This is a genomic window from Vreelandella sp. GE22 (assembly GCF_968212445.1).
The window spans coordinates 1,068,903-1,094,095 of sequence record NZ_OZ309110.1; the positions used below are offsets into that span (position 1 = coordinate 1,068,903).

Consider the following 25,193-nt stretch of genomic DNA (forward strand, 5'->3'; position numbering starts at 1 on the left):
ACAACGCTTTTTTCCCGCATATTGTAAAGGCCGGACGCGCAAACGCCTATGAAACTTGTCATTGACGCCAACATTCCCGCTGCTGAGGCCTGCTTTGGCCATTTGGGCACGATTACACGCCGGCCCGGTCGCGATATTACATCCCAGGACCTGGCCGATGCGGATGCGCTGATCGTGCGCTCGATCACTCGGGTCGACGAAGCGCTCATCCAGGACAGTCCGCTTTGCTTTGTGGGCAGTTGTACCATCGGTGTGGACCATATCGATCTCGATTATTTGAGTAAGCGCAGCATCGGCTTTTCAAGCGCCCCGGGCTGCAACGCCGAGGCGGTGGTGGACTACGTATTGAGCAGCCTGGCGACCCTGGCCGAGCGCGAAGGCTGGCCGCTTTTAAAGCGCCGCGTAGGCGTAGTGGGGGCGGGTAACGTAGGTGGGCGACTGGTCGAGCGGCTGAAAGCGCTGGGACTTGCGCCGTTGGTGTGCGACCCGCCGCGGGCAAAGCGGGAGGGCGGCGGTGGTTTCGTTGATCTCGATACGCTGATCGAGCAAAGCGATGTGATCTGCCTGCACACGCCCCTTGTCCGCCAGGGCGAGCACGCCACTCATCACCTGCTGGGTGGCAAACGAGTTGGCGCGCTCAACCCGGGCACGGTGCTGATCAACGCCGGCCGTGGCGACTGCCTGGACGGCGAAGCGCTCGCCAAACGGCTTACCGAGCGTGGCGATATGACGGCGGTGCTCGACGTCTGGGAGAACGAACCCGCCATCGACATGGACCTTTGCGCGCGGGTGTCGCTGGCAACGCCGCACATTGCCGGTCACAGTCTGGATGGGAAGCTGCGCGGCACCTGGATGATCGAGCGGGCGCTTTCGCAGTATCTAGAGAGCGCCGACGGCCCGGCGTTCAGTGACATCTGCCCGTCACCGGCTTTGGCGGCGATAACGCTGCAAGGAGCGCTACCCCCCGAAGATGCGCTACGGTTGTGTATACGGGCTGTGTACGATGTTCGCCGCGACCATGAGGCGCTGGCCTACGCGATACGAAAGGAGGGCGTGATAAAAGGATTCGATGCCTGCCGGGCGAACTATCCGCTACGCCGCGAATTTGCCACGCTTCAGGTGAGGCTATCCGGCGAGGCGTTAGCGCTCGAGGGCATGCTGCGAGGAGCAGGCTTCAACGTACTGACGGCATGATGGGCTGTAACGTTAAAGCATCAAACGGGCAAAAGCCTGCCAACCGACTGGGCAACGTACTTGAAATCAACTAAAAATTAAACTGAGTACAATAAGGTGGTGGACAATCAATGACGACGTTACCGACAGAACCCATTGGCAGCATACCCCGTTTGAATAAGTTGATTCAGGCACAGCACCGGTTCGATGCGGGTGAAATCGGCGCAGCGGTCATGGATGCCCTTTATGACGAAGCCGTTCAGCAGACGATGCTCGAGCTCGAGGCCACCGGCTCGCCCATGATTACCGATGGCGAGCAGCGCAAGACCCATAGCTTTGCGACTTATTCCGTGGAAGGGGGCGATAATTTTGCCTCCGATGGCCTCGAGATTCCCTTTAGCGATGGCCATGTCCGCCGCTTACCGCGGTTGATCAATGGCCCGTTTCGCTACACTTTCTCCGCCGCCGATTCCCTGGCGATGGCCAGACCCCATACCGAGCTGCCCATGAAGCAGGCGATTATTTCGGTATCGGCGTTGAGTCTTTTCTATCCTGCCGATGGGATCGAGGGCTACAGCCGCGAAGCGTTTCTCGATGACCTGGTCGATGAGCAGGAAAAAGAGATACGCGGCTGCTTCGCCGCGGGCGCCCAAAAGGTACAGATCGATTTTACCGAAGGACGCCTTTCGCTCAAGCTCGACCCCAGCGGCAGCGTACTCAATAGCTTTATCGAGCTCAACAACCGGGTACTGGCGCGCCTTAGCGATGAAGAGCGCCAGTGCCTTGGCGTGCATACCTGCCCTGGTGCCGATCACGACGCGACCCATAGCGCTGACGTGGATTACGCCGAGCTTTTGCCGAGCCTTTTTGAACTCAAGGTCGGTAACTTCTATATCGCGATGGCGTCGGAAAAAGACCCGGAACGCAGTTTGAAAATCATCGCGCGCTATTTGAAACCCTGGCAGCGCGCCTTTATCGGGGTGATCGATGTCAACAGCCCGCACATCGAAACCGCCGAAGAGGTGTGCGAGCGTGTGCTGCAAGCGGCCCGTTTCATCCCTCTGGCGCAGCTGGGTACCACCGACGACTGCGGATTTTCCCCGTTTTGCGACGATGTTTCGACACCCCGGGAAACCGCCTTTGCTAAAATTCGCGCGCGCGTGGAGGGGACGGCGCTGGCAGCCGAGCGGCTAGAACTGCAGCGCGGCGAACTGCATGAGTAAACCCGAGGCTTTTAACCAAAGCGTCTCGGTTTTCGATGACCGGGGTGGGCTGGTCGATTGGAACTCGGGATTTACGGAAGAGTTTGCCGAGGCCGCCGCCTTGCTTGACCACGGGGTCAGTGCGCGCGCCATTAGCGCCGCCTGCCTGCTTCCCGAGCGGGCGCTGGACCTGTCCTGGACCATGTACGGGGAGCCGCCCCCGGCGTTTGAATATATCAATAGCCGCCGGTCGATACGGGTCACCCAGCACCCGGGGGCTAATGGTCACGTTTTTCGTATTGCCCAAAGTAATCGGGACACGCCACCGCTACACCCGGCCATGGAAGACGAAAGCACGGAGCTTTTAAGGTCGACGGTTTTGCAGATTTCCGCCGCCGTACTCAAGCGGCGTGAACAGGAGAACCACCGGCTGCTGGAGCTTGCGCTGCAGGATGGGTTGACGCTCGTTGCCAATCGGCGCTATTTCGATGAACTTCTCAATATCGAGTGGCAGCGTTGTCAAAAGGATGAACTGCCTTTGTCGGTATTCTTTATCGATATCGATTTCTTCAAGCGCTATAACGACATTTACGGTCATCCATCCGGCGACGAGTGTCTTAAAATCATCGCCTCGACCATAAAAGCGCATTTGAATCGCCCCAGAGATTTGGTCTCGCGCTACGGGGGCGAGGAGTTTACCTGTCTTTTGCCGGCCACCGACCTGGCCGATGCCACGCGCAAGGCGATTGAACTCGAGAAGGCCATTCGAGCGATGGCCCTTCCTCATATAGGCTCGGAGGTAGCGCCGATCGTGACCATCAGCTTGGGGGTAGCCACTGCGCGGCGCATGGAGGGAGGCGAAGCGTCTTTACTGATAAGAGCCGCCGACCAGTTGCTTTACGATGCCAAGGCCGCCGGCCGGGGGTGTGCACGCTCAGCGCTTTACACCCCCTTCGTTTGACCGCGCTAATGACGGTAGGCGGCTTCTTTTAGTGCGCGAATGCGTTCGTCCAGAGGCGGGTGGCTGGCGAAGAGTTTCTCCATCATCGAGCGGGTCTGGCCTTTGGTAATGGCCATGGCACGCATGGTGTCCGGCATCTGGTCGGGCATTTCGGTTTCGGCTTTTAGGCGCGTTAGCGCGTTGACCATCGCGCTGGCGCCGGCCAGCCGCGCCCCGGCTTCATCGGCACGGTATTCGCGAAAGCGGGAAAACCAGGCAACGATCGCCGAGGCGATCAGACCAAATACGACTTCTGCCACCATGACCACCGCGAAGTAGCCAATAAAGCCGAGGCCGCCTTCGCTACCACGGCTTTTCAAAAAGCCGTCGAGCAGGTGCGCCACGGCGCGAGCAAAGAACATCACGAAGGTGTTGACCACGCCCTGAATCAGCGCAAGCGTCACCATGTCACCGTTGGCCACATGGCCGATTTCGTGGGCCAGTACTGCCCGCACCTCGTCCGGACGCATACGGTTCAAAAGCCCCGCCGAAACGGCGACCAGCGCATCGTCTTTCTTCCAGCCGGTGGCAAAGGCGTTGGACTGCTGGGCGGGAAAAATGCCCACTTCCGGGGTTTTGATGCCCGCTTCGCGGGAAAGCTCGGCGACGGTGTCCACCAGCCACTGCTCGGTCGAATTAGAAGGCGATTCGATCAGTACGGTGCCGGTCGAGCGCTTGGCTAGCCACTTCGACATCAAAAGCGAGATTAGCGAACCCGCCATGCCGATGATGAAACAAAACAGCAAGAGGCTTGTAAAGTTGATCCCCTGGCCACGTAAGTAGCCCTCCACGCCAAACAGGCGCAGCGTAAAGCTTGCAACCAGCACCACCGCCAGGTTGGTGGCCAGAAACAGCATGATACGCATCATCGTCGTTCTCTCCCTTTAGGCTTGTCGAATCAAGTCTTTAAAACGGTTTTTCGATACGGTTTCAGGCGATGTCTAAAACCGTGCTGTTAGAGTCGTTTGCTGCCCGGCAGTTTCATGGCCTTACTGGCGGTAGCGGGATAAAAAGTTGGCGAAACGGTCCAGGGCGTCGCCGAGCTGGTCCGCCCAGGGCAGGGTGACGATACGCACGTGATCGGTATCCGGCGCGTTGAAGGCGCTGCCCTGGACCAGCAGAATCTTCTCCTGGAGTAGCAAATCGAGGACCAACTGCTGGTCATCCTTGATGTTGAAGATCGTCGGGTCCAGGCGGGGGAAGGCATAGAGCGCGCCCTTGGGCGTCACGCAGGAGACCCCGGGGATCGCGCTGAGCTTCTCCACGGTAATATCGCGCTGGGCCAGCAGCCGCCCGCCGGGCAGTACCAGGTCGTTGATCGACTGGTAGCCGCCAAGCGCGGTTTGAATGGCGTGCTGGGCGGGTACGTTGGCGCACAGGCGCATCGAGGCGAGCATGGTCAGCCCCTGAATGAAATCCCGGGCGCGCTGCTTGGCAAGCGTTCCGGAAATGGTCATCCAGCCCGAGCGAAACCCGGCGCAGCGGTAGCTTTTGGAAAGCCCGTTCATGGTGATCACGAGCTGGTCGTCGTCGGCCAGCGCCCCGGTCGCCGTATGCTCGACGCCGTCGTACAAAATCTTGTCGTAGATTTCATCCGAGAAAACCACCAGGTGATGCTCCTGGGCGACTTTCAAGACTTCCTTGACGACTTCCGGAGGATAGACCGCGCCGGTCGGGTTGTTGGGGTTGATCAGTACGATCGCCCGGGTACGGCTGGTGACCTTGGCGCGAATATCGGCGATGTCCGGCGTCCAGTCGGCCTGCTCATCGCAGCGGTAATGAACGCCGTGGCCGCCGGAAAGGTGGGCCGAGGCGGTCCAAAGCGGGTAGTCCGGTGCGGGGATCAGGACTTCGTCGCCATCGTTTAAAAGCGCTTGCATGCACATTACGATCAGCTCGGAAACACCGTTGCCGATATAGATGTCCTCGATCCCCACGCCCGGGATATTTTTGCGCTGACACTCCTGCATGATCGCCTTGCGCGCCGAATAGAGCCCTTTGGAGTCGCAGTAGCCTTGCGCCGTGGGCAGGTTGCGCATCACGTCTTGCAAAATCTCTTCCGGCGCCTCGAACCCGAAGGGGGCGGGGTTGCCGATATTGAGCTTCAAAATCCGTTGCCCTTCGTCTTCCAGGCGCTTGGCGTGGTCGAGAACGGGCCCGCGGATGTCGTAGCAGACATTATGCAATTTGTGAGATTTCTTGAGCGGCTGGGGCTCTGAGGGCTGCGATTCTACAGGCTGCGGCGTATCCATGAAGTGTCCCAAACTACCTTGATCAGTAGGGTTAGCGGTCAATAGGTCGTTCGCCATTATGCGCTGAGGGGCTTTCGCTGTCTGCGTCAATCTCGGCGTCATCGTGCAAAGGCGTGACGGGAATGTCGTCCGGCGTTTCCAGCGTAATACGGCCAAGCTTGCCGTCGCGCAGCTCGTGCAGCAGCACCTCGGCACCGCGGTGCAGGTCGACCACACCACCGGCGCGCAGCCCGCCGCGTTTGGCGGCAATTTCTTTTAAAATCGCGTGACCGTCAAAGCCCGCCAGGGCGAGAAAGTCCGGCCGCGCCGGGCCGTCGGCGTCCACGTCCTGGGGTTTTTCCGGCGCCTCGAAAACGGGCAAGTCCTTGAGCTTGTAGCGTGCAGTGAGCGCCTCGGGGTAGCGCTTGGCAAGCTCGGCGCTGGCGACGATACCGACATCGGTATACTCGATGGCGGTATCGCGGATCGCGCCGCTGGCGGCCAAGCGGTAGGCGCTTGCCTGGTCTTCGATCTTGGGCCACAGCACCCCGGGGGTGTCGATCAGCGCTACGCGTCCGTCGATACGTACCTTCTGCTGGCGCTTGGTTACCGCAGGCTCGTTGCCGGTCTTGGCGATCTTGCGCCCGGCCAGGCCGTTGATCAACGTGGATTTCCCGACGTTGGGAATGCCCATCACCATCACGCGCACGTCGCGGTCGGCGCGGACGGCGCCGGCCAGGGTATGGCAAAGCGCGGGAATCTGCTTGAGTTCGCGACTTTGCGTGGTGGTCACCGCCAGCGCCCGGGTATCTGCCTGGGCATCGAAGTAGTCGACCCACTCCTGGGTGCGCGCGGGGTCGGCCAGGTCCGCTCGGGTGAGAATCTTCAACACCGGCTTGTGACGTGTTAGCTCGGCCAGCATCGGGTTGGCGCTGGAGTAGGGCAGGCGCGCATCGAGGACCTCGATGACCACGTCAATTTCCGGCAGCGCCTCTTTGATCTGGCGGCGGGCCTTGTTCATGTGTCCGGGAAACCAGCCGAGCATGGATATCTCCTACGAGCTCAAACGTGAGGCAAAAAAACGGGCTGCCATTCTATCAGAATGCCAGCCCGTCGGGGCGTGCCGGGAAGCTCAGGCGCGCTTACTCGTTGGGATGAAACTCAAGCGATACCGAGTTGATGCAGTAACGAAGCCCCGTGGACTCCGGCGGGCCATCCGGAAAGACGTGGCCCAAGTGGGCGTCACAATGGGAGCAGACGACCTCGGTGCGCGTCATGCCGTGGCTCGTGTCGCTGTGCTCTTCTACGCTGCGGCTACCCAGCGGGCGGTCGAAGCTTGGCCAACCGCAACCCGCATCGAACTTGTGCTCGTTTTCGAAAAGCGGCGCGTGGCAGCAGGTGCAGTGATAGATACCTTGCTCGTCGCTAACTTGGTAATCACCGGTGAACGGGCGCTCTGTGCCTTTCTCCCGCGCCACCCGGTACTGCTCGGCGCTTAGCTCGCTGCGCCACTGCTCCGGCGATTTATCGATTTTGGCCATGGGCGCCTCCCTTTATGTATGACGTACAGCTGTGAAAAATTCTTGCCCATCGATCAACGGCTAATGGATCGACGGCTTATATCAGACCACCAACGGCGGTATGAGGTTCAGTTTAGGCTATAAGCGTCCAGGGCCCAAATAGTAGCGTTAAACACTGGCTGCGCCACCGTCGCTGCGCGGGTCGTGAGCGCTTTCGATCAGGCCGTTGGAGTGGTGCACGATGGCGCCCGCGTGGCCCATGGTATCGCTGTAGGTACTTTCGAGCACTTCTACTTCATGGCCTGCCGCGCGCAGCTGGCTTGCGATATCGGCGTCGATACGCGACTCGAGTTTGAGGTTGGTGCTGTCCTCGCCCCAGGTGCGCCCCAAAAGCCAGCGCGGCGCGGCGATGGCCTCTTGAAGCGGCATGTTGTGAAAAGCGTAGCGTGAAAAAATAGCAGCCTGGGTTTGCGGCTGGCCTTCGCCTCCCATGGTGCCGTACACCATGGTGCGGCCATCGTTAAAACGAGCGAGGGCCGGGTTCAAGGTGTGAAACGGCTTACGCCCCGGGCCCAGGCCGCGCAGGCTGTTTTCGTCCAATGAGAAACTAACGCCTCGGTTTTGCCACAAGACCCCGCTTTCCGGCAGCACGACGCCGCTGCCGAACTCCCAGTAAATGCTTTGGATGAAGCTGACCGAGCGGCCTTCGCTGTCCACCGTACCCATCCAGATCGTATCGCCTGGCTCTTGGGTATGCGGCCAGGTCAGGGCCTGGCTTGGGTCGATACGCGCCGCTTCACGGTCGAGGTTTTCCGCGCTTAAAAGCGTTTGCAGCTCGATCTCCATGCGGGCAGGGTCGGTGATGTACTGATCGCGTAATATGAAGGCGCGCTTGGTGGCTTCGACCAGCCCGTGCAGATGTTCGAATCCTTCTCCTTCACGGATGCCCAAGCGCTCATAAAGCGCCAGAATCATCAGTGACGACATGCCCTGGGTGGGGGCGGGCAGGTTGTAAAGTGTGGCGTCTTGTAGCGCGACTTCCAGCGGCGTGACCCGTTGGGCGCGGTAGGCGTTGAAATCCTCCAGACGAAGCGGGCTTCCCAGCTTGCTCAAGTCCTGCGCCATGCTGCGGGCGAGCTCTCCACGGTAAAAGTCGTCGAGCCCCGCTTCGGCCAGGCGGCGTAGCGTAGCGGCGAGCCGAGGCTGCTGTAGACGTGCGCCTTCCCGCGGTACCTCGCCATTGTGCAAAAACGCCTCGTTAAAGCCCGGGCTTTGCGATAGACGTTCCAGGTGTTGGCGCGTCAGGGCTTCCTGGCTACGAGAGACGGCAATGCCTTGCTCGCCGTAGCGAATGGCATCATTCAAAAGGGTGGCCAGAGGGAGCGGTGTGCCCCAGTGGCTGGCGACGTCGAGTGCTTCCTGCCAGCCGCCTATGGTGCCTGCCATCGTCAGGGCGGCGGTAGGGCCGCGTTCGGGAATCTGTGTTTGCCCCTCATAGAAAGCCGGGGTCGCCCTGCGCGCGGCGGGCCCACAGGCGTCGATGGCGACCGGAGGCTTTCCGGGCTCCTGAATCAACCAAAAGCCGTCCCCACCGAGGGCGTTCATGTGCGGATAGGCCACGGCAATGGCGGCCGCGGCTGCCACCATCGCTTCCACCGCGTTGCCACCTTGCTTGAGAATGTCGCGCCCGGCGCTGGCCGCCAGGTGATGGGGGGCCACGCAGCTTCCGCCGCCATAGCTTCGCTGCGTATTGAAGGCGTCTCCCGGACTAAAGGAGCGAGACGCAGAGGATACGTTTTGATCTATCGGTGTCGCGTTCTGCTCAGCGCTGGCAATGGCTGGCATGCCCAGTGTCAAACCCGCCGCAGAAGAGGCAGCGGTCGTCAAAAACGAGCGGCGTGAAAATGTCATGGCGTTATCTCTTTGACTGATCGAGTCTGACATGGAGCAAGGACCATGCCAGAACGCGAGTCAGTCGCGCCCTACATGCTGGCGGGTACTGACGTTCACGGCGGGGGACGCTGCGCTGCACTTGAATGAAGCGCCTTTTCGCGCGCTGCTCTGTTTGGGTGCGAGGGTAGTTTAAGGCGCTGTGTAAAAAGGAAAAGAGAAATTGAAAGCGAGTGGCTTGACATAAAAACCTCCTCTGAGTAATATACGCGCCACCTCGACGAGGCAATGAAACGTCCCATTCGTCTAGTGGTCCAGGACACCGCCCTTTCACGGCGGTAACAGGGGTTCGAACCCCCTATGGGACGCCACTTCATCGTCAGGTATCGGAGTGCGGGAATAGCTCAGTGGTAGAGCATCGCCTTGCCAAGGCGAGGGTCGAGAGTTCGAATCTCTTTTCCCGCTCCAAGACGTGTCCCATTCGTCTAGTGGTCCAGGACACCGCCCTTTCACGGCGGTAACAGGGGTTCGAACCCCCTATGGGACGCCACTTCGATTGCGAAAATATGTGAAGCGGGAATAGCTCAGTGGTAGAGCATCGCCTTGCCAAGGCGAGGGTCGAGAGTTCGAATCTCTTTTCCCGCTCCAACTTGGTAGTGTGGTAAAGCAAGTGCCGGTCGAGAGCTGGAACGCCAGCTCGGTCGAATCTCTTTTCCCGCTCCAAACGTCTCACGACGTTGATGTGTCCCATTCGTCTAGTGGTCCAGGACACCGCCCTTTCACGGCGGTAACAGGGGTTCGAACCCCCTATGGGACGCCATTTCGCTGCAACTTGCCAGTATTAAGCGGGAATAGCTCAGTGGTAGAGCATCGCCTTGCCAAGGCGAGGGTCGAGAGTTCGAATCTCTTTTCCCGCTCCAATTTAGATCCTTCGATCCCTTCTACGTCGTTTTAATCCAAAGATTTTATCTACCGCCCATCGGCGGCGTTTTGCTGTGCGCGCGGTTTATACAATCGTACCTGGCTTCCTCTTTACCCTGTGCGCCGCGTCCGGGCCGTTGACCGGCCCGGACGCGGGTAGCTTCGCTAACGCTTGGCGGGGGCTGAACTAGCCCAGATGGAAGAAGTTGACGACGCCGTGAGCGACTGGGAACGCTGTTTCAGATCCTGTGCGGAGGTTGCCGTTTGCTGAACCATGTAGGCATTGTCCTGGGTGGATTGGTCAAGCTGGGCGATGGCCACGTTGATCTGCTCGATGCCTTGGGTTTGTTCGTGGGTGGCCGCGGTAATATCTGCAAACAGGTCATTGATCCGCTGAATCTGCTGGTCGATATGCTCCATGCGCTCCCGGGCGGTCGTCACTTTCGAGGCGCCGTGGTCGACCTGAGCGTTGGACGTAGTGATCAATGTCTTGATCTCGCTGGCTGCATCGGCTGAGCGGTTGGCTAGCTGGCGTACTTCGCTGGCGACGACCGCAAAACCGCGGCCATGCTCGCCGGCCCGCGCTGCTTCTACCGAGGCGTTAAGCGCCAAAATGTTGGTCTGGAACGCGATGCTATCGATCAGCGTGACGATATCAGAAATTTTGGCCGCCTCGCTAATGATGGCCTGCATGGAGGTCTCGGCGTCACCCACGGCTTCTTGTCCGGCCTGGGAGGTTTCGCCAGCGCTTCGTACCAGCTCTTTTGCCTGCTCTACGTTATCGGCATTCAAACGCACGGTGGCAGTGACTTCTTCCATGCTGGCGGAGGTTTGCTGAATGGCCGCGGCCTGCTGGTCGGTGCGCGAGGAGAGTTCCTGATTGCTGTCCGCGATATTACCGGAATTGCTATCCACCGCGGCGCTGGTGGCATGGATTTCTTGCATGGTGGTGTGAAGCTTGTCGCGCATTTGCTGAATATCGTGCAGCAGGCTGCTGGTGTCATTGGCGTTCAGCTCGACCCGGGCGGTCAAATCGCCCTGGGCGATACGCGAGACCACGTTGGCCGCGTAGTCCGGCTCGCCGCCCAGGCGGCGTAGAATCAGTGAGATCATGGCCCAGAAAGCAATCGTGACCAGCGCGCCGGCCACCAGACCGACCAGAATGGTCTTGAGCAATTGCGCCATGATGGTCTGGCTAATGTCACCCATGAAAACGCCGCTGGCTACGTAAACGTCCCAGGGGGGGGTAGGCTTCGGCGTAGGTGTGCACCAGGGGCGTGGTATCACTGCCGCGGGCGAAGTTGGAGTAGTAGTCGGTGAAGCCGCTGCCGGTGCCGCGGGTATTGTCCAGAATCGCTTGAAAAAGCAGCGTGCCTTGCGCATCGGTGACCTGAGACAGGTCCTGGCCTCTTGGGCGCTTGGGGTGTGCCATCATGTGCAAATCCCCGGACAGCACGAACAGGTAGTTGTCATCATCACCAAAGCGCACATCGCGGATGTTTTCAAAGGCCAGGGTTTTGGCCTCCTCTTGGGTCATCATTCCCTGCTGGGCCATTTCGTCGAAGTGTTCCAGGGTCGACATGGCGATATCCACCGCCGTGACCATGCGCTCTTCACGCTCGTGATAAAGCAGCGCTCGGCTTTGTAAGGCGTTGACCGTAATCATGATGGCGAGTATCAGCCATAGTACGCCTATACCGATCAACCGCTGCCGACGCAGCGAAATGGCGGCCAGGCCGCGTTGAGTATCGTGAGGGCTCCGGTGGATCGTTGAGTTTTGGGTAGTGACAGGAGGCTGGGCAGTCATGGTGCTCATTATGTGGCTTTCTCGTTTATGGTTGCTTATTCCCTTGCGCGCTAAGCGTTATAACGCATGGGTATACGCATAATACTAAAGTATTAGATCGACTTGCTTATAAGTTTGTGGGTTATCACAAAAAATTACGTTTCTGCCCGCCTGCAGCTTAATAGCGCCGCGCAGAGCACAGTGGTTGAAACAGTGGCTTGAAAAAAGCGCCTCGTGCCCCGATATGGTTGCCTCTAGCGTTTTTTGTGCCCCCTCTTTTGCTGACAGGACATTCCATGGCCGAACCGGCATTGTCGATCCGTGGCCTTACCAAGGTGTATGGCAACGGCTTCCACGCCCTCAAAGGCATTGATCTTGACGTCCAACAGGGCGATTTTTTTGCGCTTCTGGGGCCGAACGGCGCCGGCAAGTCGACCACGCTCGGCGTGGTTTGCTCGCTGGTGCAAAAGTCCGAAGGCAAGGTGTCCATTTTTGGTATCGACATCGACCGCGACTTTGCCAAGGCGAAATATCAGCTTGGCGTCGTGCCCCAGGAGTTCAACTTCAGCCAGTTCGAGAAGGTGCTGGATATCGTGATGGCCCAGGCGGGCTACTACGGCATGAAGCGCAGCGAAGCGCTGCCCCGCGCCGAGCAGCTTCTGACCGACCTGGGGCTTTGGGACAAGCGCAACGGCAGCGCGCGGATGCTCTCCGGCGGCATGAAGCGGCGCCTGATGATCGCCCGCGCCTTGATGCACCGGCCCAAACTATTGATTCTCGATGAGCCGACCGCCGGCGTGGATATCGAGCTTCGCCGCAGCATGTGGGAATACATGCGTCGTCTCAATCGCGACGAGGGCACCACGATCATTCTCACCACGCACTACCTGGAAGAGGCGGAGAGCCTTTGTCGTAACATCGCCATCATCAATGACGGTGCAATAGTGCGCGACACCAGCGTCCGTGAGCTGCTGGGCGAGCTCGATACCGAAACCTTCCTGCTCGATTTGGCCGCGCCCATCGAGCACATACCCGAAATAGACGGCTTCGAGATCCAGCAAGTAGAGCCTTCTCAGCTTTCGTTGGCCATTCAGCGCGGCCAGTCGCTCAATACGGTATTCGATGCGCTAAGCGCCCAGGGCATCAGCGTGATTTCGATGCGTAACCGCGCCAACCGCCTGGAGGAGATGTTCGTGTCGATGGTGGAAGGCAGCCAAAACCCGATCGATGAAAAGCGCAGCCCGGAGGCGACATCATGAATGCGACCCAAACCCTGATCGCGCTTTGGACGCTGGTGGTCAAGGAGATCAAGCGCTTTACGCGCATCTGGCCGCAAACGCTCTTGCCGCCGTCCATTACCATGGCGATGTACTTCATCATCTTCGGTAACCTGATCGGCTCGCGCATCGGCGCGATGGACGGCTTTAGCTACATGGACTTCATCGTCCCTGGGCTGATCATGATGTCGGTGATCACCAACAGCTACTCCAACGTTGCCTCGAGCTTCTTCTCCAACAAGTTTCAGCGCTCGATCGAGGAGATGATGGTCTCACCGATGCCCAATTGGGTGATCCTCTCCGGCTTCATTTTAGGCGGTATGGCCCGGGGCCTGGGCGTGGGGCTGATCGTCACCGTGGTCTCGCTGTTCTTTACCCGGCTGAGCGTCGAGCATCCACTTTTGACCGTGCTGGTCGTCGTGCTGACCTCGGCGCTATTTTCCATTGGCGGGTTCATCAACGCGCTACTTGCCAACAAGTTCGATGATATCTCGATCGTGCCGACCTTCATTCTCACGCCGCTGACCTATCTTGGCGGGGTGTTCTACTCCATCTCGATGCTGCCGGATATCTGGCAAAGTATCTCCATGCTGAATCCGATTCTCTACATGGTGAACGTCTTCCGCTATGGCTTTCTGGGCGTGTCGGATATCCCGGTCGTTTGGGCGCTGGCGGCTATTTTTGCGTTCATCGTCGTGCTGTTTGGCGTTGCGCTGACCATGCTCGAGCGCGGTCATGGTATTCGCAGCTAATCGAAGGAGTCTTTCATGGCACATCGCCCGGATACGTTGGAACACGCGCCCCTGGGGCGCGATTCTGCCTACCCGCAGCAGTACGATGCGGGTCTGCTCTTTGCCATTGCCCGCGCCGCCAATCGCGCGCCGCTAGGCATCGATGACGCCGCGCTGCCTTTCACGGGGGCAGACGAGTGGTACGCCTTCGAGGTCTCCTGGCTCAATGCGCGGGGCAAGCCCGTGGTCGCCGTGGCCAGATTTACGCTGCCCGCAAGCTCGCCCAACCTGATCGAATCCAAGTCCTGGAAGCTTTACCTCAATAGCTTCAACCAGACCCGTTTCGAGAGCCGCGAGGCGGTCATCGAGGTGCTGACCAGCGATCTTTCCCGCGTGGCCGGGGCAGCCGTTGGCGTTGAGCTTTTCGAGGTAGATGATCAGGCTCTCACGCCTTCACGCTTGCCCGGCGAGTGCCTCGACGATCTGGATATCGCCGTCGATGATTACACGCCGAGCGCCGAGCATTTAAGCGCGGGCACCGAGGTGGTCGAAGAAACGCTTTACTCGCATCTTCTAAAATCCAACTGCCCGGTTACCGGCCAGCCGGACTGGGGTAGCGTCATGATTCGCTACAAGGGCCCCAAAATCGATCGCGAAGGGCTTTTACGCTACTTGATCGGCTTTCGTCAGCATCAGGATTTCCACGAGCACTGCGTAGAGCACATCTTCACCGACCTTAAGCAGCGTACAGGGCCTTCCGAGCTTTTGGTGCTGGCACGCTACGTACGCCGCGGCGGGCTGGATATCAGCCCCTGGCGGGCAACGCCGGGAATGGCGCCGCCCGGGTCGCTGCGTCTGGCAAGGCAGTAAGGCATTGCGCTAGAGTAGAGCGCTAACGCCCCCTCAAGGCCCAACCCAAGGACCGTAGTATGGATGCATTGACGCTTCTTCACGAGCGAAGCTCTATGGGTAAGCTCACCGAGCCCGCGCCAAGCTTTGAGCAGCTCGAGGCACTTTATCAGGCGGCGCTGCGCGCACCGGACCATCAGGAGCTTCGCCCCTGGCGATTCATCGAGTTCAGTGGAGAAGGGCGCGAGCGTTTGGGCGAGCTATTTGCCGAGGCGGAGTTCCAGGAAGACCCCAGCGCTACGGACGACACCCTGAGCGCCGCCCGCCAAAAGCCGCTGCGCGCGCCGATGATCATCGCGGTCATCGCAAGCGTCACGCCGGATATTCCCAAAGTGCCCAAAATGGAGCAGGTGATTTCCGCGGGCTGCGCCGCCCACGGCATCTTGCTGGCCGCTCATGCCCTGGGGTTGGGGGCGATGTGGCGTAGCGGTAAGTACGCGTTTGATCCGGTCGTGCGTAAAGGGTTGAGCCTGGCGGAAGACGACGAGGTCGTGGCATTTATCTACCTGGGCACCCTCGGTGGCCGTCACAAGCCGCTGGCGCAGCACGACACCGCTAATTTTGTCGAGCGCTGGAGCTAGGGAGCCGGGCGCATGAGCAAATCACGTAAGCCCGGGCTACCTTACCCTCGGTTAGCGCTTCCCGAGCAGGGCAGGGAAGACCTTGGCGCCTTTCAGCAGTGGCTGACCGAGGCGATTCCCATGGTCGAATCCTTCGGCCTCAAGCAGATGAGCCAAAGCAATGGCCATCTGCTTTGGGAGCTTGCGCTAACGCCTTCGCTCAACGACAAGGGCACCGGCTTTGGCGGGGCATTGACCGCGCAGGCCACTCTGCAGGGGTGGTGCTGGGTCACACTCTGGCTTCGCCAGCAGGGCCTATCCCGCGACGTCGTGGTGGCCGACGCCAGCCAGAAGTTTTTAGCCCCGGTGACCGACGACTACCGCCTCATTTGCAAACCCGCCAAACCGGAAGGGGCAGAGGAGCTTGCCGAGCGCCTTGGAGCCCGCGGCAAGGGCCGTATCGCGCTGGCACAAGAGCTTTATTGCCACGACGTACTCTGCTTTCAAGCCACCGGCACCTACGCAGTTCTGGCTTGATTGCGGAAAAGACTTGCCATTTAACGTCTTACAACATAAAATACGCGCCGTTCTATAGGGAAAGGCAACGCCTTACCCAAGAGCGAAAAATGCGGAGGGGTGTCCGAGTGGTCGAAGGAGCACGCCTGGAAAGTGTGTAAGCCGCAAGGCTTCGAGGGTTCGAATCCCTCCCCCTCCGCCAAGAATATAGATTAAGCCGCTGATTTCAGCGGCTTTTTTGTTACCTAAATTATCTTGACCCACGCTTTGACCCACACCTTGTGCTTGGCTTTCATTAATCAAAATTGAACTGTTTTGGATGCCAACCTCTTCTTGAAAGGGGTTGGCTTGCCTTGAGGCTGCGCACTGACAGAGCACAGTTTGTATTGGAAAGTTAGTAGGCTGGGGATGATTTGTTACTAAAGTTGTAGCTCGATGTAGTGTCTAGTTTTTAAGATAAGCACTGGGTGCACCGTAACTTGAAATATGTAGACTTTCTATAGCGCGAGTAGCTGCTACGTGAATTAAGGCACGTTCGTTGAATTCGCGGTAGCGTTTCTCGACCGGGTCTTCACTTTCCATAGAACGTGGCGCGGGAACGATGCCTGCGTTGATGCCAGCCAAGCACACCTTGCGAAACTCCAGTCCCTTAACGCGATGCATAGTGGCAAGGCGCACGCCCAAGTGCTTGGCTTCGTCACCGGTGTCCTTTTCCATCAACATTACGGGCAGGCCTCGTGCTTCCAGCGCCTGAGCGTATTGATCACGCAGGCGTTGAGTACGAACGACAATGCAACAATCACGGCGTAGGGTAGGGCGCTGGCCATCACCATCATTGGCATTAGCATTTTCGGGCAATTCACTGATCAGTTTGGCAAGGGCGTCTACTTCATCCTCGAAACTATCAAAGTTCGAGATCGACGGAGCTTGTCCCTGCAGCAAAGAGCGATAGTCGCTGCTGGAGTCCTTGCCATCATCCAAGTCATCGACTTCGACACCCTCAAGAAGCGCTACGGCGAAACGTCGCGTTTGCTCGGTGGTACGATAGTTGATGCGCAATTTACGGCCGCGACGGCCACGCACATTGATGCCGCAGCTGGAAAGCGTCGCACGTCGTCCATAGATGCGCTGATGTCCGTCCCCGACTAGAAACAGATCGTTTGTATCCTCTGCGACCAATGCACGCAGCAGCTTGAGCGATTCGGCACCGAAATCCTGAATCTCGTCAGCGATAATATGCTGATACTGGCGGGCCAATTGACCCTGTTCGGCCAGATGCACCGCTTCGAAGGTGCAGTCTTCAATGGTGCGTAGTCCGGCAAGGGTTAGCTGGTTACGCATCTCCTCGAATACCGGCCAAATCGCTGCTCGTTGACCACGGTTGAGCGCCTTGCCACGTCCCACGCGCCGAGCGCGAAAGTATTCCTGCTTCGTGCGGACGTGTTGCGGTAGCACGACTTGCTGCCATTCTTCATCATAAAAGCTTTCTGGCAGGTTCAGCTCATCCGGCATCAGCTGTAGGGCGACTCGCCAAGCCTTGCGATAGCCTGGTTGGCTGGAATATGCCAGCCGCGCCTTGCCGTGGCCGCCGGTTAGCCGGTGAATTAAGCGATCAATATTGATGACCTCAATGCAGGCCATTTCCTCGCGAGTACACAGCTCGAAGAGTTGGTACTCGATATCTTTCGCCAGGTTACGCGTGAAAGTGGTGAAGAGAATACTGCGCTCATCTGCTTCACCACGCTTTACGGCATGACGAGCCAAATAGCGTGCACGATGCATAGCCACTACCGTTTTGCCGGTACCGGCTCCCCCGAGCACACGGACGGCCCCATTCCAGTCACGCTCGACCAGCTCGCGCTGGGAGGGGTGCAGAAAGACACGCCAGTGCTCGAGTGGGGCATTGAGCATGCGGGTCAGCTCATCATCGTCTTCTACGACATGGAAGCGCCGCTGGCTGTCCGGTTGCTGTAGGGCCTGGACGAAGTCTTCGGTATCGACCTCTGGTGACTCATCTGGCGCGCCATAAAGCTCAAGTACTTCCTGTTTGTCCTCGCCCTGCGCAAGGAAAAGTAGCGCCTCGTATGACTCATCCGGAAGCTCAAGCCCCATGGCGTCGAGCGCCGCCGGGTTATTCACGCCTTTCACACGAGCCAACAGCACTTCGGGTACACCGAGACGCAGTAGTTCACGATCGCGCATGTTTTCAAAAAGAGAAACCGCGCGATCAGGGGCTTCTGATGGGGGCTGACTGACTGGGGTGGACGCGTTTTCGACCACTTCGCGTGTAACGGTGGCGAGTACCTGTAAGCTGCCGGTTTGCGGGTTTATGCTAGCCTCGTGGCGGCGAGCCCAGTCGTAGGCATCATCGTGTTTGTCGACCCACATGAACACGTAAACATTACCCTTCTCGGGCTTGAGCACGATAGCGCGGTATTCTTGATCAACGCGTACCGAGCGCATGTTCTTGTCACGGGCATCACGAATCACTTCGTAGTTGATGCCGGTAGAGCGCGGATTGCTACGGAACTTGGCAATTAGCTCCTGCACCTTATTCTGCTTGGCGCGCGGAATATTGCTCATCGCGCCCAAAAACTCCTGTGCCAGCGCAATGGTTGGCTGATGAAGCGTCTCGGGTGTTGCTGTCATGTTGCTGAGTCCTTATAAGTGTTATTTGCTGTCAGACAGTCAGGGTGAGCCACTTACCGAGCTGAGCGAGCGCATCTTCGTGTTTGGGAAGACCTGTGGCGTCATCGCACAGAATTACCTGCCAGTCTGCAAGTGCTTCGGGCAGTGGATCAAAGCTGACGGCTACCTTCTCCTCTGGCCAGCTTAATTCCAGTGTCAGGCTTGCCTCGCCTGCTTCATCGATAACGTCCTCACCAAGTTGAGGCACTGGAACACCGAGTGCAATTAACGACTCGAGCCAATGGGCATCCAGTAAGCTGTCATTACGTATTGGCTGCCAAGCATCGTCCAATTGAGCTGATATTGTATCTGGTACCGGGGGCCACCAGCAGCTGGGTACGAGCAGACCCTCGCCGGCTGCTACACCAGCGGTGCTGAGCGTCAGGTTGGGTGCAAACTGGAGCAGGTTGGCCTGTTGCCAGAAACGGCGCCAGTAGTCTTCATCCTTCGGATTGGCTTCAAGGCCGCGATCATCTAGTGAAAGATGCACATGTAAATGTTCGCGCAGTCCTTCTAATGCTTGCACCTTCTGCATTGGGATGCTAACCAATACCTCACAGCGTCCTTGACTGTTGTCAAAGCTGTTAAGCACCCCACCCAGCAGACGCGGTCCAACCGAGATATCCAATAGCTTCTCGGTCAGCGGTCCGGGAAGTTTCTCGTGCAGTTCCTGGCTTAAGCGGCTGAGCAGTGCTTCGTCCTGTCGCGTTTGCATATCCAGCCAGGCGATGGACTGGGTCAGGCACGCTCGATGCCACTCAAGGGTCATGAGGTCAGGGTCACGCAGATAGTCGATGAGCCCGGTAAAGGCTGCCCCATTCATGAGCTGGCGCGAACTGGACAGTGACAGCGGCGCCAGGGTTTTAAGCAGCGCGAGCTGAGCGTCTTTTGCAGCGCCTTGAGCCTTGTCTGCCTTTTGCTGAAGCACTTTTAGTAGCGACATTCCGGTCTCGATATCTGCGAGACTGGCGCACTGAAGTGGCGTACCCGTCAGATCACGCCACGTTAGAGACCAAACCCGATACTGGCCACTAGCCAGTACCGCCTGACGTTTTTCGGCATCATCGCCGACCTGCTCGCGATGATACTGATATCCATCCAGATAAACGGCTACTGGCTGAGCTCCAGTTGGTGCACTCAATGGTAACAACAGAAAGTCAGGGCGGGTTGAGCGAGAGACACCCTGGCTAGGCCCCAGCATCGGTTGGGGGCGAATCTGCCAGCTCACTAGAGGGCTTCCATTTCCGGCATCCAGCGTCAGTCGCCAGCCGGGCGTGCCATTGACCAATTCCTGTCCAAGGTGGCGCCCCTCGGCTGGCTGGTCGAGTAGGTCGATAAAGCGTTGTTCCAGTTCGCTCTCGACCAGTACATTGAGGTCGATCGTTTCCAGCCCTTCAGTCTCAACCAGTTGGTGGCGGCGCGAGATGATTCGGTCCAGCAGCGTCAGTGCAGTGTCACGGGAGGTGTTCTTGAGATGTCGGCTTTGGCGATAGGCCAGAAGGCAGCGATAGCAACCATCGCGGTCGGGCTCATCTTGACAGACACAGTCGCGCATGTGGTCATGGGCTAAAGCCAGCATATCCATCAGCTTTTCCGGTGCCAGCATCAGTTCCTTCAGATAGCCAGTTCCCCCGGGCACAGTGTCATAAAGCACCAGATAATGGCGCGCCGGCTGTTGCTGAGTTGCAGGCACTTCCTGCTCGGTAAGACGCAAGTGATCGACACTGCCACGAAAATAGCGTTTGAGCCCCAAGTGCAGGCTCGCAATCAGCGACTGGCGAGCGCGTTCTGACATGGCGACATCCGAGAGCGGCAGCAACAGGCGCAACGCCTCTGAGCGTAATTCGCGATAAAGGAATAGCCCGGCATGCAAGTTTTCCACGGAATCGGGCAACTTATGGCGAGCTACTTTGCACCAAGGCGTATGTTGTTCTTTCTCCTTCTGGCCTTTGTAACGCACCTTGCCGCAATGGCTGCAGACCGTAAATCCTGGGCGTATGTGCTCTTGGCCTGCAACACTTAGGGTGTCACCCGGCTGGCCATCGCGTCCGAAGTTGATCTCCACAAAGCGCGCATCGGCGATGAATTCAAAGCCGAAGGGACAGGTGGCGTCGTCAATGCACATTGCGCGCGTTGCGCTGCCTGGCTTGATATCTACCAGCATCTGACGGTTGTAAAACGCAGGCTGGCGTTGATCACTGTCATCACCGATACGGCTGTCTCTGTCGCGCACCGTGGCCGTGACTTCCTTCAGTCGCAGCAAGCTGCGTTTTTGCGCCGAATCACCCCACTGAGGGCTGCCGCAGCGCGGGCAGCTACCATGAATGTCGCCATCCGCCAAAGATGTGCTGAAGTGGCACAAACTACACAGGCGCCAGTGCTCTATATCCTGACCATGCAGGTTGATCTGATCGATGGTCAGGGTACGTCCTAGCGCATAAAAAGTGTTCAGTGGTGCCAGCTCTACCAGCGCGCTCTGCGCAGGGCGCTGGAATTCATGATGTATTACCTCATAGGACTTGCCGGCAGCGCCTTGAGCCTGACGCACATGGCGGATCACCATGCCATTGAGCGTCATGCCTTCCTCTGGGAAGGCGTAGTTGGGCAGAAGTCCTTCGTCGGTGAAGAAGTTCAGAGTCTGCTGCTGGCTTAACTGCTTGAGTAGGCTAAGCCGTCCCTGTCGCTCCACCTCAATAGCTTCGATTTCGTTGCGTATCTGCTCGTCTTCGGGCTGGGCGCGCAGCTGGTTCAGGGCTCGATCGTATTCATTGATCTCGGACTTCCAAGCGCGGCGCTGCTCAGCGCGCGCGGTCAGCTTCCCTACCACACGGTCAGCCAGCCCTCTATCCGGATAAACAGAACCCTCTCCCTCGACAGGCATCAGTTGGCGGGCCAGGTGCGCGCTATCTTCTTCGGCAAGATCTGGGAAAAGCGCTAAAAAGCGAGGCAAGAGGTTGGCATGCTGCTGCTCGATGAAATTGATCAGAGTATACGGAAAGCGCGTATTGTCCGGACCGGTTTCAGCCTTGTGATTCACCGCATCCAGCACCTGGCTCAGTCGACCGGGCAGTAACGATGGCGATAGCGTGTTGTTACGAGCATGTTCTGCCATCCACGCATCCAGACAGAAGGCCAGCAGCTGGCGCTCCAGCACCGCGCGAGCCTTGAGGAAGACGCCCGGTGTGGTGACGCGGCCACTCATCATCTCCTGCGGGCTCGAGAAGAAGTAGAGATCATGCGGAGCGCCATTGGCGATGGTCAGATTCAGGGCATTACCATCGCGACGACCGGCACGTCCGATGCGCTGCAGATAATTGGCCTGAGCGGGCGGTGTGGAACACAGCAACACGGTGGAAAGATCGCCAATATCGACACCCATTTCCAGAGTCGGCGTTGCCGAAAGCAGATTGATATCCCAAGGCCGACGGCCCTTGATGAAAGAGTGCTCCACGCGCGCTCGGGTATCGGCATCCAACAGGCCGGTATGTTCATGACTGACGAGGCGAGCGCCGGAATGCCGAGCTGGTGCCAAGCTCCATTGTACCGGTCGTGCTGCTTGTAACTGGCCCTGACAATGCGGCTGTAAGCAGTGCATATGTAACCAACTTGGCAGATTGGTCGCGGGTACCTGAACACGCTGACTGCACTGATTGCAACGCAGGGGTAGCAGATGAGTGCTGGCGTGCCAATGCGCGGGCGCCAGCCCCCAGATGCTGCGGCCCTGGCTTTGGCTTTGCTCTTCCAGCAGCCCGGCGCGGTGCAGTGCATCGAAGGCGAGCCGATAGGCTTGGGCCACATCACCGGCATTGCTGAGGCTGTCGGTGGGCAGATGATGGGTCAGCCAATGGCGGTACCAGTGACTGGCGCTGCGTGCGCTGCCTTGGCTACCTCCGGTCACACAATCCATGAATTTGCCCAGAGGCTCTAGACTGACGAAGGCTGGCGGCTGGCGACGCGGACCGTAATTGGGCAGGAACAGCGTCTGCTGGCTGCGATTCAGCATGAATGTATTGTCGCCGCCTTGTGCAACGAACTCGCGCATGGCTGGGTGTACGAAAGCGCCGCGCACACGCATGCGGTGCATCACTCCTAGTAACCATTGTTCAAGTGCCGGGGAATGCGGATCGGCCATGGTTACTAAGTGGGGTAGCTGCTCACGCCAGTGATAACGTAGTTGAGTAAGCGCAAGATCGAGCATCGTATTATCGATACCCAGCCCCAGCAGGCCTTGGCGTTCCAGCGTTCGGCCAATACGACTACCCAGACCCAGCTCGCTACGTACCTCCCAGTCGAGCCGCTTGACGATCAACCCCGGCAGCTCGCTGCCAGCGGGCAAGGTACCGGTCTCCTGCAGTTCACGAGCATCCTGTAACCAGTCGAGGTTGGGCGGCAGCCAACGGCCAACGAAGGCGGCATCACTGCCGGCCCGCTTGCGTTCATGCTTGGCAAAGCCAGCTGCCAGCGTGTCAAGGTCCATTGGCAGGCGTTGCTGGCGCGCCCACCCGATCAACGCCTGACGCAACGACTGACTCCAGGTGCGCGCCTCGAAGAAACCGGCGCGATGTGCGGCATCCTGCACCGAGTCCGAGAAGGCAATGACCTTGCGATCATGATTGAAATCGGATTGATACAGGCGTGAAAGCATCACGCTGGAGAGCGACGCCGCCCGTGACCCAACGATCGACAAGCCATTGTGCGCCTGGCAACAGGGGCATTGGTCTACCGCGCTGACGAGCTTTTCCTTACGCGTCTCGGTCAGTACCGGCATCCATACCTTTATCCGGCCAGATTGTTGGCAGTTGGGGCACTCTTGGCTGTTGCCGCGACCGACATTACCTACACGCTTGCAGCCCGGGCACAGCCAGCGAATTTGACCTTTGGTCGCTTGCGGTGGGGTTTCATCGCCTTTGAGCGGGTAGAGCAGCGCTATGTCCGGCGCTTTAGCGAAGTAAGCCGTGTAGATACGGCTAAGGTCATCGCTAATCTGTGGGGAGTCTTCGGCCTTGAGCGTTCCCCAGGCAGCGCTATGGCATTCTCGGCAGTGCACCAACGGCAATGCCAGCCCACTTGAAGTGCTCTCAATATCTGCGGCAGAGGCATTCTGGTCGTGCTCGTCACTATCTTCAATAGGCGCATCGGGGGCTGTCTGCCCGTTGCTGAGCGCATCGCCACTGACGTCATCGCTGAACAGGAGCGCCGGGTGAGGATCCACGCTCACGACCATGCGTGACAACTCACGCAGCCAAAGCTGCACCCGCACATTCAGCAGCGGCGTTGTGCATAGTCGGCCACTGGCATCCGTCACCTGATCGCGTGCGGTGCATACTAGCGCAACCAACCCCTGCAGTAGCTGTGCTGCTTCATCCAATGTCGTACCCAAGCGGCGCTGCCAGTCGCGGGCAAGTTCATTGGTGTCAGTGACCGTGGTCAAGCGGCCCAGCAGATCATGGAATGCGGCATGACGGCGGAGGTCGTTGCCCAGCAAGAGACAATGATGCTCATGCTCAGCATGTGCCGGATTACCCAGAATTTCCGGATCGCAAGCCGCTGACTCGCCCTCATGAATGGTGTCCAGCGCAGGGAACCAGTAGCGAGCCAGCGTGGCCAGGTACGCAGAGGCGCTGTCGCTGTCACGAGTTTTCAGTGCAGCAAGCTCGCCAGGCGTTCGCGGGATGTGGTGGAAGGTAATAGCCCCCAAGCGAGCCTTTGTCGCTGCTAAATACTCCTCGGCCGAGAGACGGTCTTCGCGCACAAGTGAAGCGGTATCAAATGAGGTGGCGAAGACGTCACTGGCATAGGCCAACATGTCACCGCTGTCGCCATCATCGTCGCCTCCAATCGTTGCGGAGGTACCGACGCAGGCCAGTTCATCGCCGATTTCAAGCCGCTCACGCAGACGGCGGATCAGGCAGGCGAGGTCGGTTCCCTGGGCGCCATCGAAGGTGTGCAGCTCATCGACCACCAGATAGCGAAGCACACCGGGTGCGTTGTGCTTCCACAGCGCCTGGTCCTGCGGACGCATCAGCAGGTAGTCCAGCATCTTGTAGTTGGTAAGCAGGATGTCGGGCGGAGAGCGACGCAGGGTGTCCTTGCAGGTAATCACGCTATCCTCGCGCATCACCGTGCAGGGCTCGCTTTCGGTATCGCCGGTAAACAGGCCTACGGTCAGTTTGGGTGACAGGCGCGCGCATTCCTTGGCGAAGCGACGCGCCTGATCCGTGGCCAGCGCATTCATCGGATAGATGATCAGTGCCTTGATGCCATTCTTGCCGTGACTACCCGGAGCTGTGCGTACCCGGGCACAGTGTTCCAGTAACGGGTACAGGAAACATTCGGTCTTGCCTGAGCCGGTGCCGGTCGCCACCAATGTCGAAGCCAGTGGCGAGGTCGTTGTATTGCCGCACAGCCGTTCAAATGCCTGCTGCTGATGCTTCCAGGGCGGGAAAGCAGGCTTCACGTGGGTGAAGGGTATGATGCCCTCGCCACGTCGAAAAGGCAGGGCTAGCGACAGGTAAGGCCCCTTGAACAGTGTCTCGGGCCTATCGGTCAGTTGCTCGATCAGCCAGGTATTCTCGCCCTCGCCATCCGTGCGTTGTGGGCCTCGGAAGTAGGGCGTGCTAATAGGAAAAGTGGCGCGCAGGAAATCCTTGAGCGCACGAACGAGTTCATCTGACACGACACTGGGTAACATAAGTGTCCTTTTTTAATTCTGGAAGAAAGGGGATAGCGCTCGCGTTATGCGGACCGGTATCTGTTGCCTCGGACGGTTTGTCGCCATCTTCTTATCCT

17 protein-coding genes and 7 tRNA genes are annotated in these 25,193 nt (G+C 58.7%); 15 read left to right on the forward strand and 9 right to left on the reverse strand.

Annotation, left to right across the window (positions count from 1 at the left end):
- Nucleotides 1–48 precede the first annotated feature (48 nt).
- The 3 genes from pdxB (at nt 49) to ACWHRL_RS05085 (ending at nt 3,336) form a co-directional block, all read left to right on the forward strand.
- Entirely contained in the window at nt 49–1,194 is a 1,146-nt protein-coding gene (gene pdxB / locus ACWHRL_RS05075; RefSeq protein WP_447895501.1) for a 4-phosphoerythronate dehydrogenase PdxB, read from the forward strand.
- Between the two features lie 110 nt (nt 1,195–1,304).
- Nucleotides 1,305–2,396, forward strand: coding sequence for a hypothetical protein (locus ACWHRL_RS05080; protein WP_447895502.1), 1,092 nt, complete (start codon nt 1,305–1,307; stop codon nt 2,394–2,396).
- Entirely contained in the window at nt 2,389–3,336 is a 948-nt protein-coding gene (locus ACWHRL_RS05085) for a diguanylate cyclase (RefSeq protein ID WP_447895503.1), read from the forward strand. Before ACWHRL_RS05080 ends, ACWHRL_RS05085 begins: the two co-directional genes overlap by 8 nt.
- A 5-nt stretch (nt 3,337–3,341) precedes the next feature.
- Here the strand turns inward: ACWHRL_RS05085 and htpX are convergent, their stop codons facing one another.
- The 5 genes from htpX to ACWHRL_RS05110 form a co-directional block, all read right to left on the reverse strand.
- A complete protein-coding gene (gene htpX, locus ACWHRL_RS05090) occupies nt 3,342–4,244 on the reverse strand; it encodes a protease HtpX (protein ID WP_447895504.1) in 903 nt (300 codons plus the stop codon).
- Between the two features lie 120 nt (nt 4,245–4,364).
- On the reverse strand, nt 4,365–5,627 hold the full coding sequence (locus tag ACWHRL_RS05095; RefSeq protein WP_447528188.1) for a pyridoxal phosphate-dependent aminotransferase: 1,263 nt from the start codon (nt 5,625–5,627) through the stop codon (nt 4,365–4,367).
- Between the two features lie 31 nt (nt 5,628–5,658).
- Nucleotides 5,659–6,651, reverse strand: a complete 993-nt coding sequence (ylqF, locus tag ACWHRL_RS05100) for a ribosome biogenesis GTPase YlqF (RefSeq protein ID WP_447528189.1) — start codon at nt 6,649–6,651, stop codon at nt 5,659–5,661.
- Nucleotides 6,652–6,748: 97 nt separating this feature from the next.
- Nucleotides 6,749–7,147: a peptide-methionine (R)-S-oxide reductase MsrB gene (msrB, locus tag ACWHRL_RS05105; RefSeq protein WP_447528190.1), complete on the reverse strand. Its 399-nt coding sequence runs from the start codon at nt 7,145–7,147 to the stop codon at nt 6,749–6,751.
- A 147-nt stretch (nt 7,148–7,294) separates the two neighbouring features.
- The gene (locus ACWHRL_RS05110; protein WP_447895505.1) at nt 7,295–9,037 is read right to left on the reverse strand and encodes a gamma-glutamyltransferase family protein; all 1,743 of its coding nucleotides are present in this window, start codon (nt 9,035–9,037) and stop codon (nt 7,295–7,297) included.
- A gap of 274 nt (nt 9,038–9,311) precedes the next feature.
- Here ACWHRL_RS05110 and ACWHRL_RS05115 point away from each other — a divergent pair.
- The 6 genes from ACWHRL_RS05115 to ACWHRL_RS05140 all read left to right on the forward strand — a co-directional run bounded on the left by ACWHRL_RS05115 (nt 9,312) and on the right by ACWHRL_RS05140 (nt 9,936).
- Nucleotides 9,312–9,387, forward strand: a tRNA-Glu gene (locus ACWHRL_RS05115).
- Between the two features lie 22 nt (nt 9,388–9,409).
- Nucleotides 9,410–9,484 (forward strand) — tRNA-Gly (locus tag ACWHRL_RS05120).
- 6 nt (nt 9,485–9,490) lie between these two features.
- Nucleotides 9,491–9,566, forward strand: a tRNA-Glu gene (locus ACWHRL_RS05125).
- A 23-nt stretch (nt 9,567–9,589) separates the two neighbouring features.
- Nucleotides 9,590–9,664 (forward strand) — tRNA-Gly (locus ACWHRL_RS05130).
- Nucleotides 9,665–9,760: 96 nt separating this feature from the next.
- A tRNA-Glu gene (locus ACWHRL_RS05135) sits at nt 9,761–9,836 on the forward strand.
- A 25-nt stretch (nt 9,837–9,861) separates the two neighbouring features.
- A tRNA-Gly gene (locus ACWHRL_RS05140) sits at nt 9,862–9,936 on the forward strand.
- 166 nt (nt 9,937–10,102) lie between these two features.
- Here the strand turns inward: ACWHRL_RS05140 and ACWHRL_RS05145 are convergent.
- The gene (locus tag ACWHRL_RS05145) at nt 10,103–11,146 is read right to left on the reverse strand and encodes a methyl-accepting chemotaxis protein (protein WP_447895506.1); all 1,044 of its coding nucleotides are present in this window, start codon (nt 11,144–11,146) and stop codon (nt 10,103–10,105) included.
- Nucleotides 11,139–11,753 carry a cache domain-containing protein gene (locus ACWHRL_RS05150; protein ID WP_447895507.1) on the reverse strand — a complete coding sequence of 205 codons (615 nt, stop codon included), beginning with the start codon at nt 11,751–11,753 and terminating at the stop codon, nt 11,139–11,141. Before ACWHRL_RS05150 ends, ACWHRL_RS05145 begins: the two co-directional genes overlap by 8 nt.
- Before the next feature lie 266 nt (nt 11,754–12,019).
- On the opposite strand from ACWHRL_RS05150, the gene ACWHRL_RS05155 reads away from it, so the two are divergent.
- The 6 genes from ACWHRL_RS05155 to ACWHRL_RS05180 all read left to right on the forward strand — a co-directional run bounded on the left by ACWHRL_RS05155 (nt 12,020) and on the right by ACWHRL_RS05180 (nt 15,918).
- A complete protein-coding gene (locus ACWHRL_RS05155) occupies nt 12,020–12,982 on the forward strand; it encodes an ABC transporter ATP-binding protein (protein ID WP_447895508.1) in 963 nt (320 codons plus the stop codon).
- Nucleotides 12,979–13,752 (forward strand): ABC transporter permease, encoded by a 774-nt coding sequence (locus tag ACWHRL_RS05160; protein WP_447528192.1) that lies wholly within the window; start codon nt 12,979–12,981, stop codon nt 13,750–13,752. Before ACWHRL_RS05155 ends, ACWHRL_RS05160 begins: the two co-directional genes overlap by 4 nt.
- A 15-nt stretch (nt 13,753–13,767) precedes the next feature.
- Nucleotides 13,768–14,601, forward strand: coding sequence for an NADPH-dependent 7-cyano-7-deazaguanine reductase QueF (gene queF, locus ACWHRL_RS05165; RefSeq protein WP_447895509.1), 834 nt, complete (start codon nt 13,768–13,770; stop codon nt 14,599–14,601).
- A 59-nt stretch (nt 14,602–14,660) separates the two neighbouring features.
- Nucleotides 14,661–15,221 (forward strand): nitroreductase family protein, encoded by a 561-nt coding sequence (locus ACWHRL_RS05170; protein ID WP_447528194.1) that lies wholly within the window; start codon nt 14,661–14,663, stop codon nt 15,219–15,221.
- A gap of 12 nt (nt 15,222–15,233) precedes the next feature.
- Nucleotides 15,234–15,737, forward strand: a complete 504-nt coding sequence (locus ACWHRL_RS05175; protein ID WP_447895510.1) for a YiiD C-terminal domain-containing protein — start codon at nt 15,234–15,236, stop codon at nt 15,735–15,737.
- Between the two features lie 93 nt (nt 15,738–15,830).
- Nucleotides 15,831–15,918: transfer RNA gene (locus ACWHRL_RS05180), tRNA-Ser, on the forward strand.
- Between the two features lie 242 nt (nt 15,919–16,160).
- Here the strand turns inward: ACWHRL_RS05180 and ACWHRL_RS05185 are convergent.
- Both ACWHRL_RS05185 and ACWHRL_RS05190 read right to left on the reverse strand, forming a co-directional pair.
- Entirely contained in the window at nt 16,161–18,365 is a 2,205-nt protein-coding gene (locus ACWHRL_RS05185) for a UvrD-helicase domain-containing protein (protein WP_447895511.1), read from the reverse strand.
- Nucleotides 18,366–18,396: 31 nt separating this feature from the next.
- Nucleotides 18,397–25,095: a DEAD/DEAH box helicase gene (locus ACWHRL_RS05190; protein WP_447895512.1), complete on the reverse strand. Its 6,699-nt coding sequence runs from the start codon at nt 25,093–25,095 to the stop codon at nt 18,397–18,399.
- Nucleotides 25,096–25,193: the final 98 nt, after the last annotated feature.

Coding starts and splice junctions, on each gene's coding strand:
- pdxB (WP_447895501.1), top strand. CDS start 49: ATGAAACTTGTCATTGACGCCAACATTCCCGCTGCTGAGGCCTGCTTT.
- ACWHRL_RS05080 (WP_447895502.1), top strand. CDS start 1,305: ATGACGACGTTACCGACAGAACCCATTGGCAGCATACCCCGTTTGAAT.
- ACWHRL_RS05085 (WP_447895503.1), top strand. CDS start 2,389: ATGAGTAAACCCGAGGCTTTTAACCAAAGCGTCTCGGTTTTCGATGAC.
- htpX (WP_447895504.1), bottom strand. CDS start 4,244: ATGATGCGTATCATGCTGTTTCTGGCCACCAACCTGGCGGTGGTGCTG.
- ACWHRL_RS05095 (WP_447528188.1), bottom strand. CDS start 5,627: ATGGATACGCCGCAGCCTGTAGAATCGCAGCCCTCAGAGCCCCAGCCG.
- ylqF (WP_447528189.1), bottom strand. CDS start 6,651: ATGCTCGGCTGGTTTCCCGGACACATGAACAAGGCCCGCCGCCAGATC.
- msrB (WP_447528190.1), bottom strand. CDS start 7,147: ATGGCCAAAATCGATAAATCGCCGGAGCAGTGGCGCAGCGAGCTAAGC.
- ACWHRL_RS05110 (WP_447895505.1), bottom strand. CDS start 9,037: ATGACATTTTCACGCCGCTCGTTTTTGACGACCGCTGCCTCTTCTGCG.
- ACWHRL_RS05145 (WP_447895506.1), bottom strand. CDS start 11,146: ATGGGTGACATTAGCCAGACCATCATGGCGCAATTGCTCAAGACCATT.
- ACWHRL_RS05150 (WP_447895507.1), bottom strand. CDS start 11,753: ATGAGCACCATGACTGCCCAGCCTCCTGTCACTACCCAAAACTCAACG.
- ACWHRL_RS05155 (WP_447895508.1), top strand. CDS start 12,020: ATGGCCGAACCGGCATTGTCGATCCGTGGCCTTACCAAGGTGTATGGC.
- ACWHRL_RS05160 (WP_447528192.1), top strand. CDS start 12,979: ATGAATGCGACCCAAACCCTGATCGCGCTTTGGACGCTGGTGGTCAAG.
- queF (WP_447895509.1), top strand. CDS start 13,768: ATGGCACATCGCCCGGATACGTTGGAACACGCGCCCCTGGGGCGCGAT.
- ACWHRL_RS05170 (WP_447528194.1), top strand. CDS start 14,661: ATGGATGCATTGACGCTTCTTCACGAGCGAAGCTCTATGGGTAAGCTC.
- ACWHRL_RS05175 (WP_447895510.1), top strand. CDS start 15,234: ATGAGCAAATCACGTAAGCCCGGGCTACCTTACCCTCGGTTAGCGCTT.
- ACWHRL_RS05185 (WP_447895511.1), bottom strand. CDS start 18,365: ATGACAGCAACACCCGAGACGCTTCATCAGCCAACCATTGCGCTGGCA.
- ACWHRL_RS05190 (WP_447895512.1), bottom strand. CDS start 25,095: ATGTTACCCAGTGTCGTGTCAGATGAACTCGTTCGTGCGCTCAAGGAT.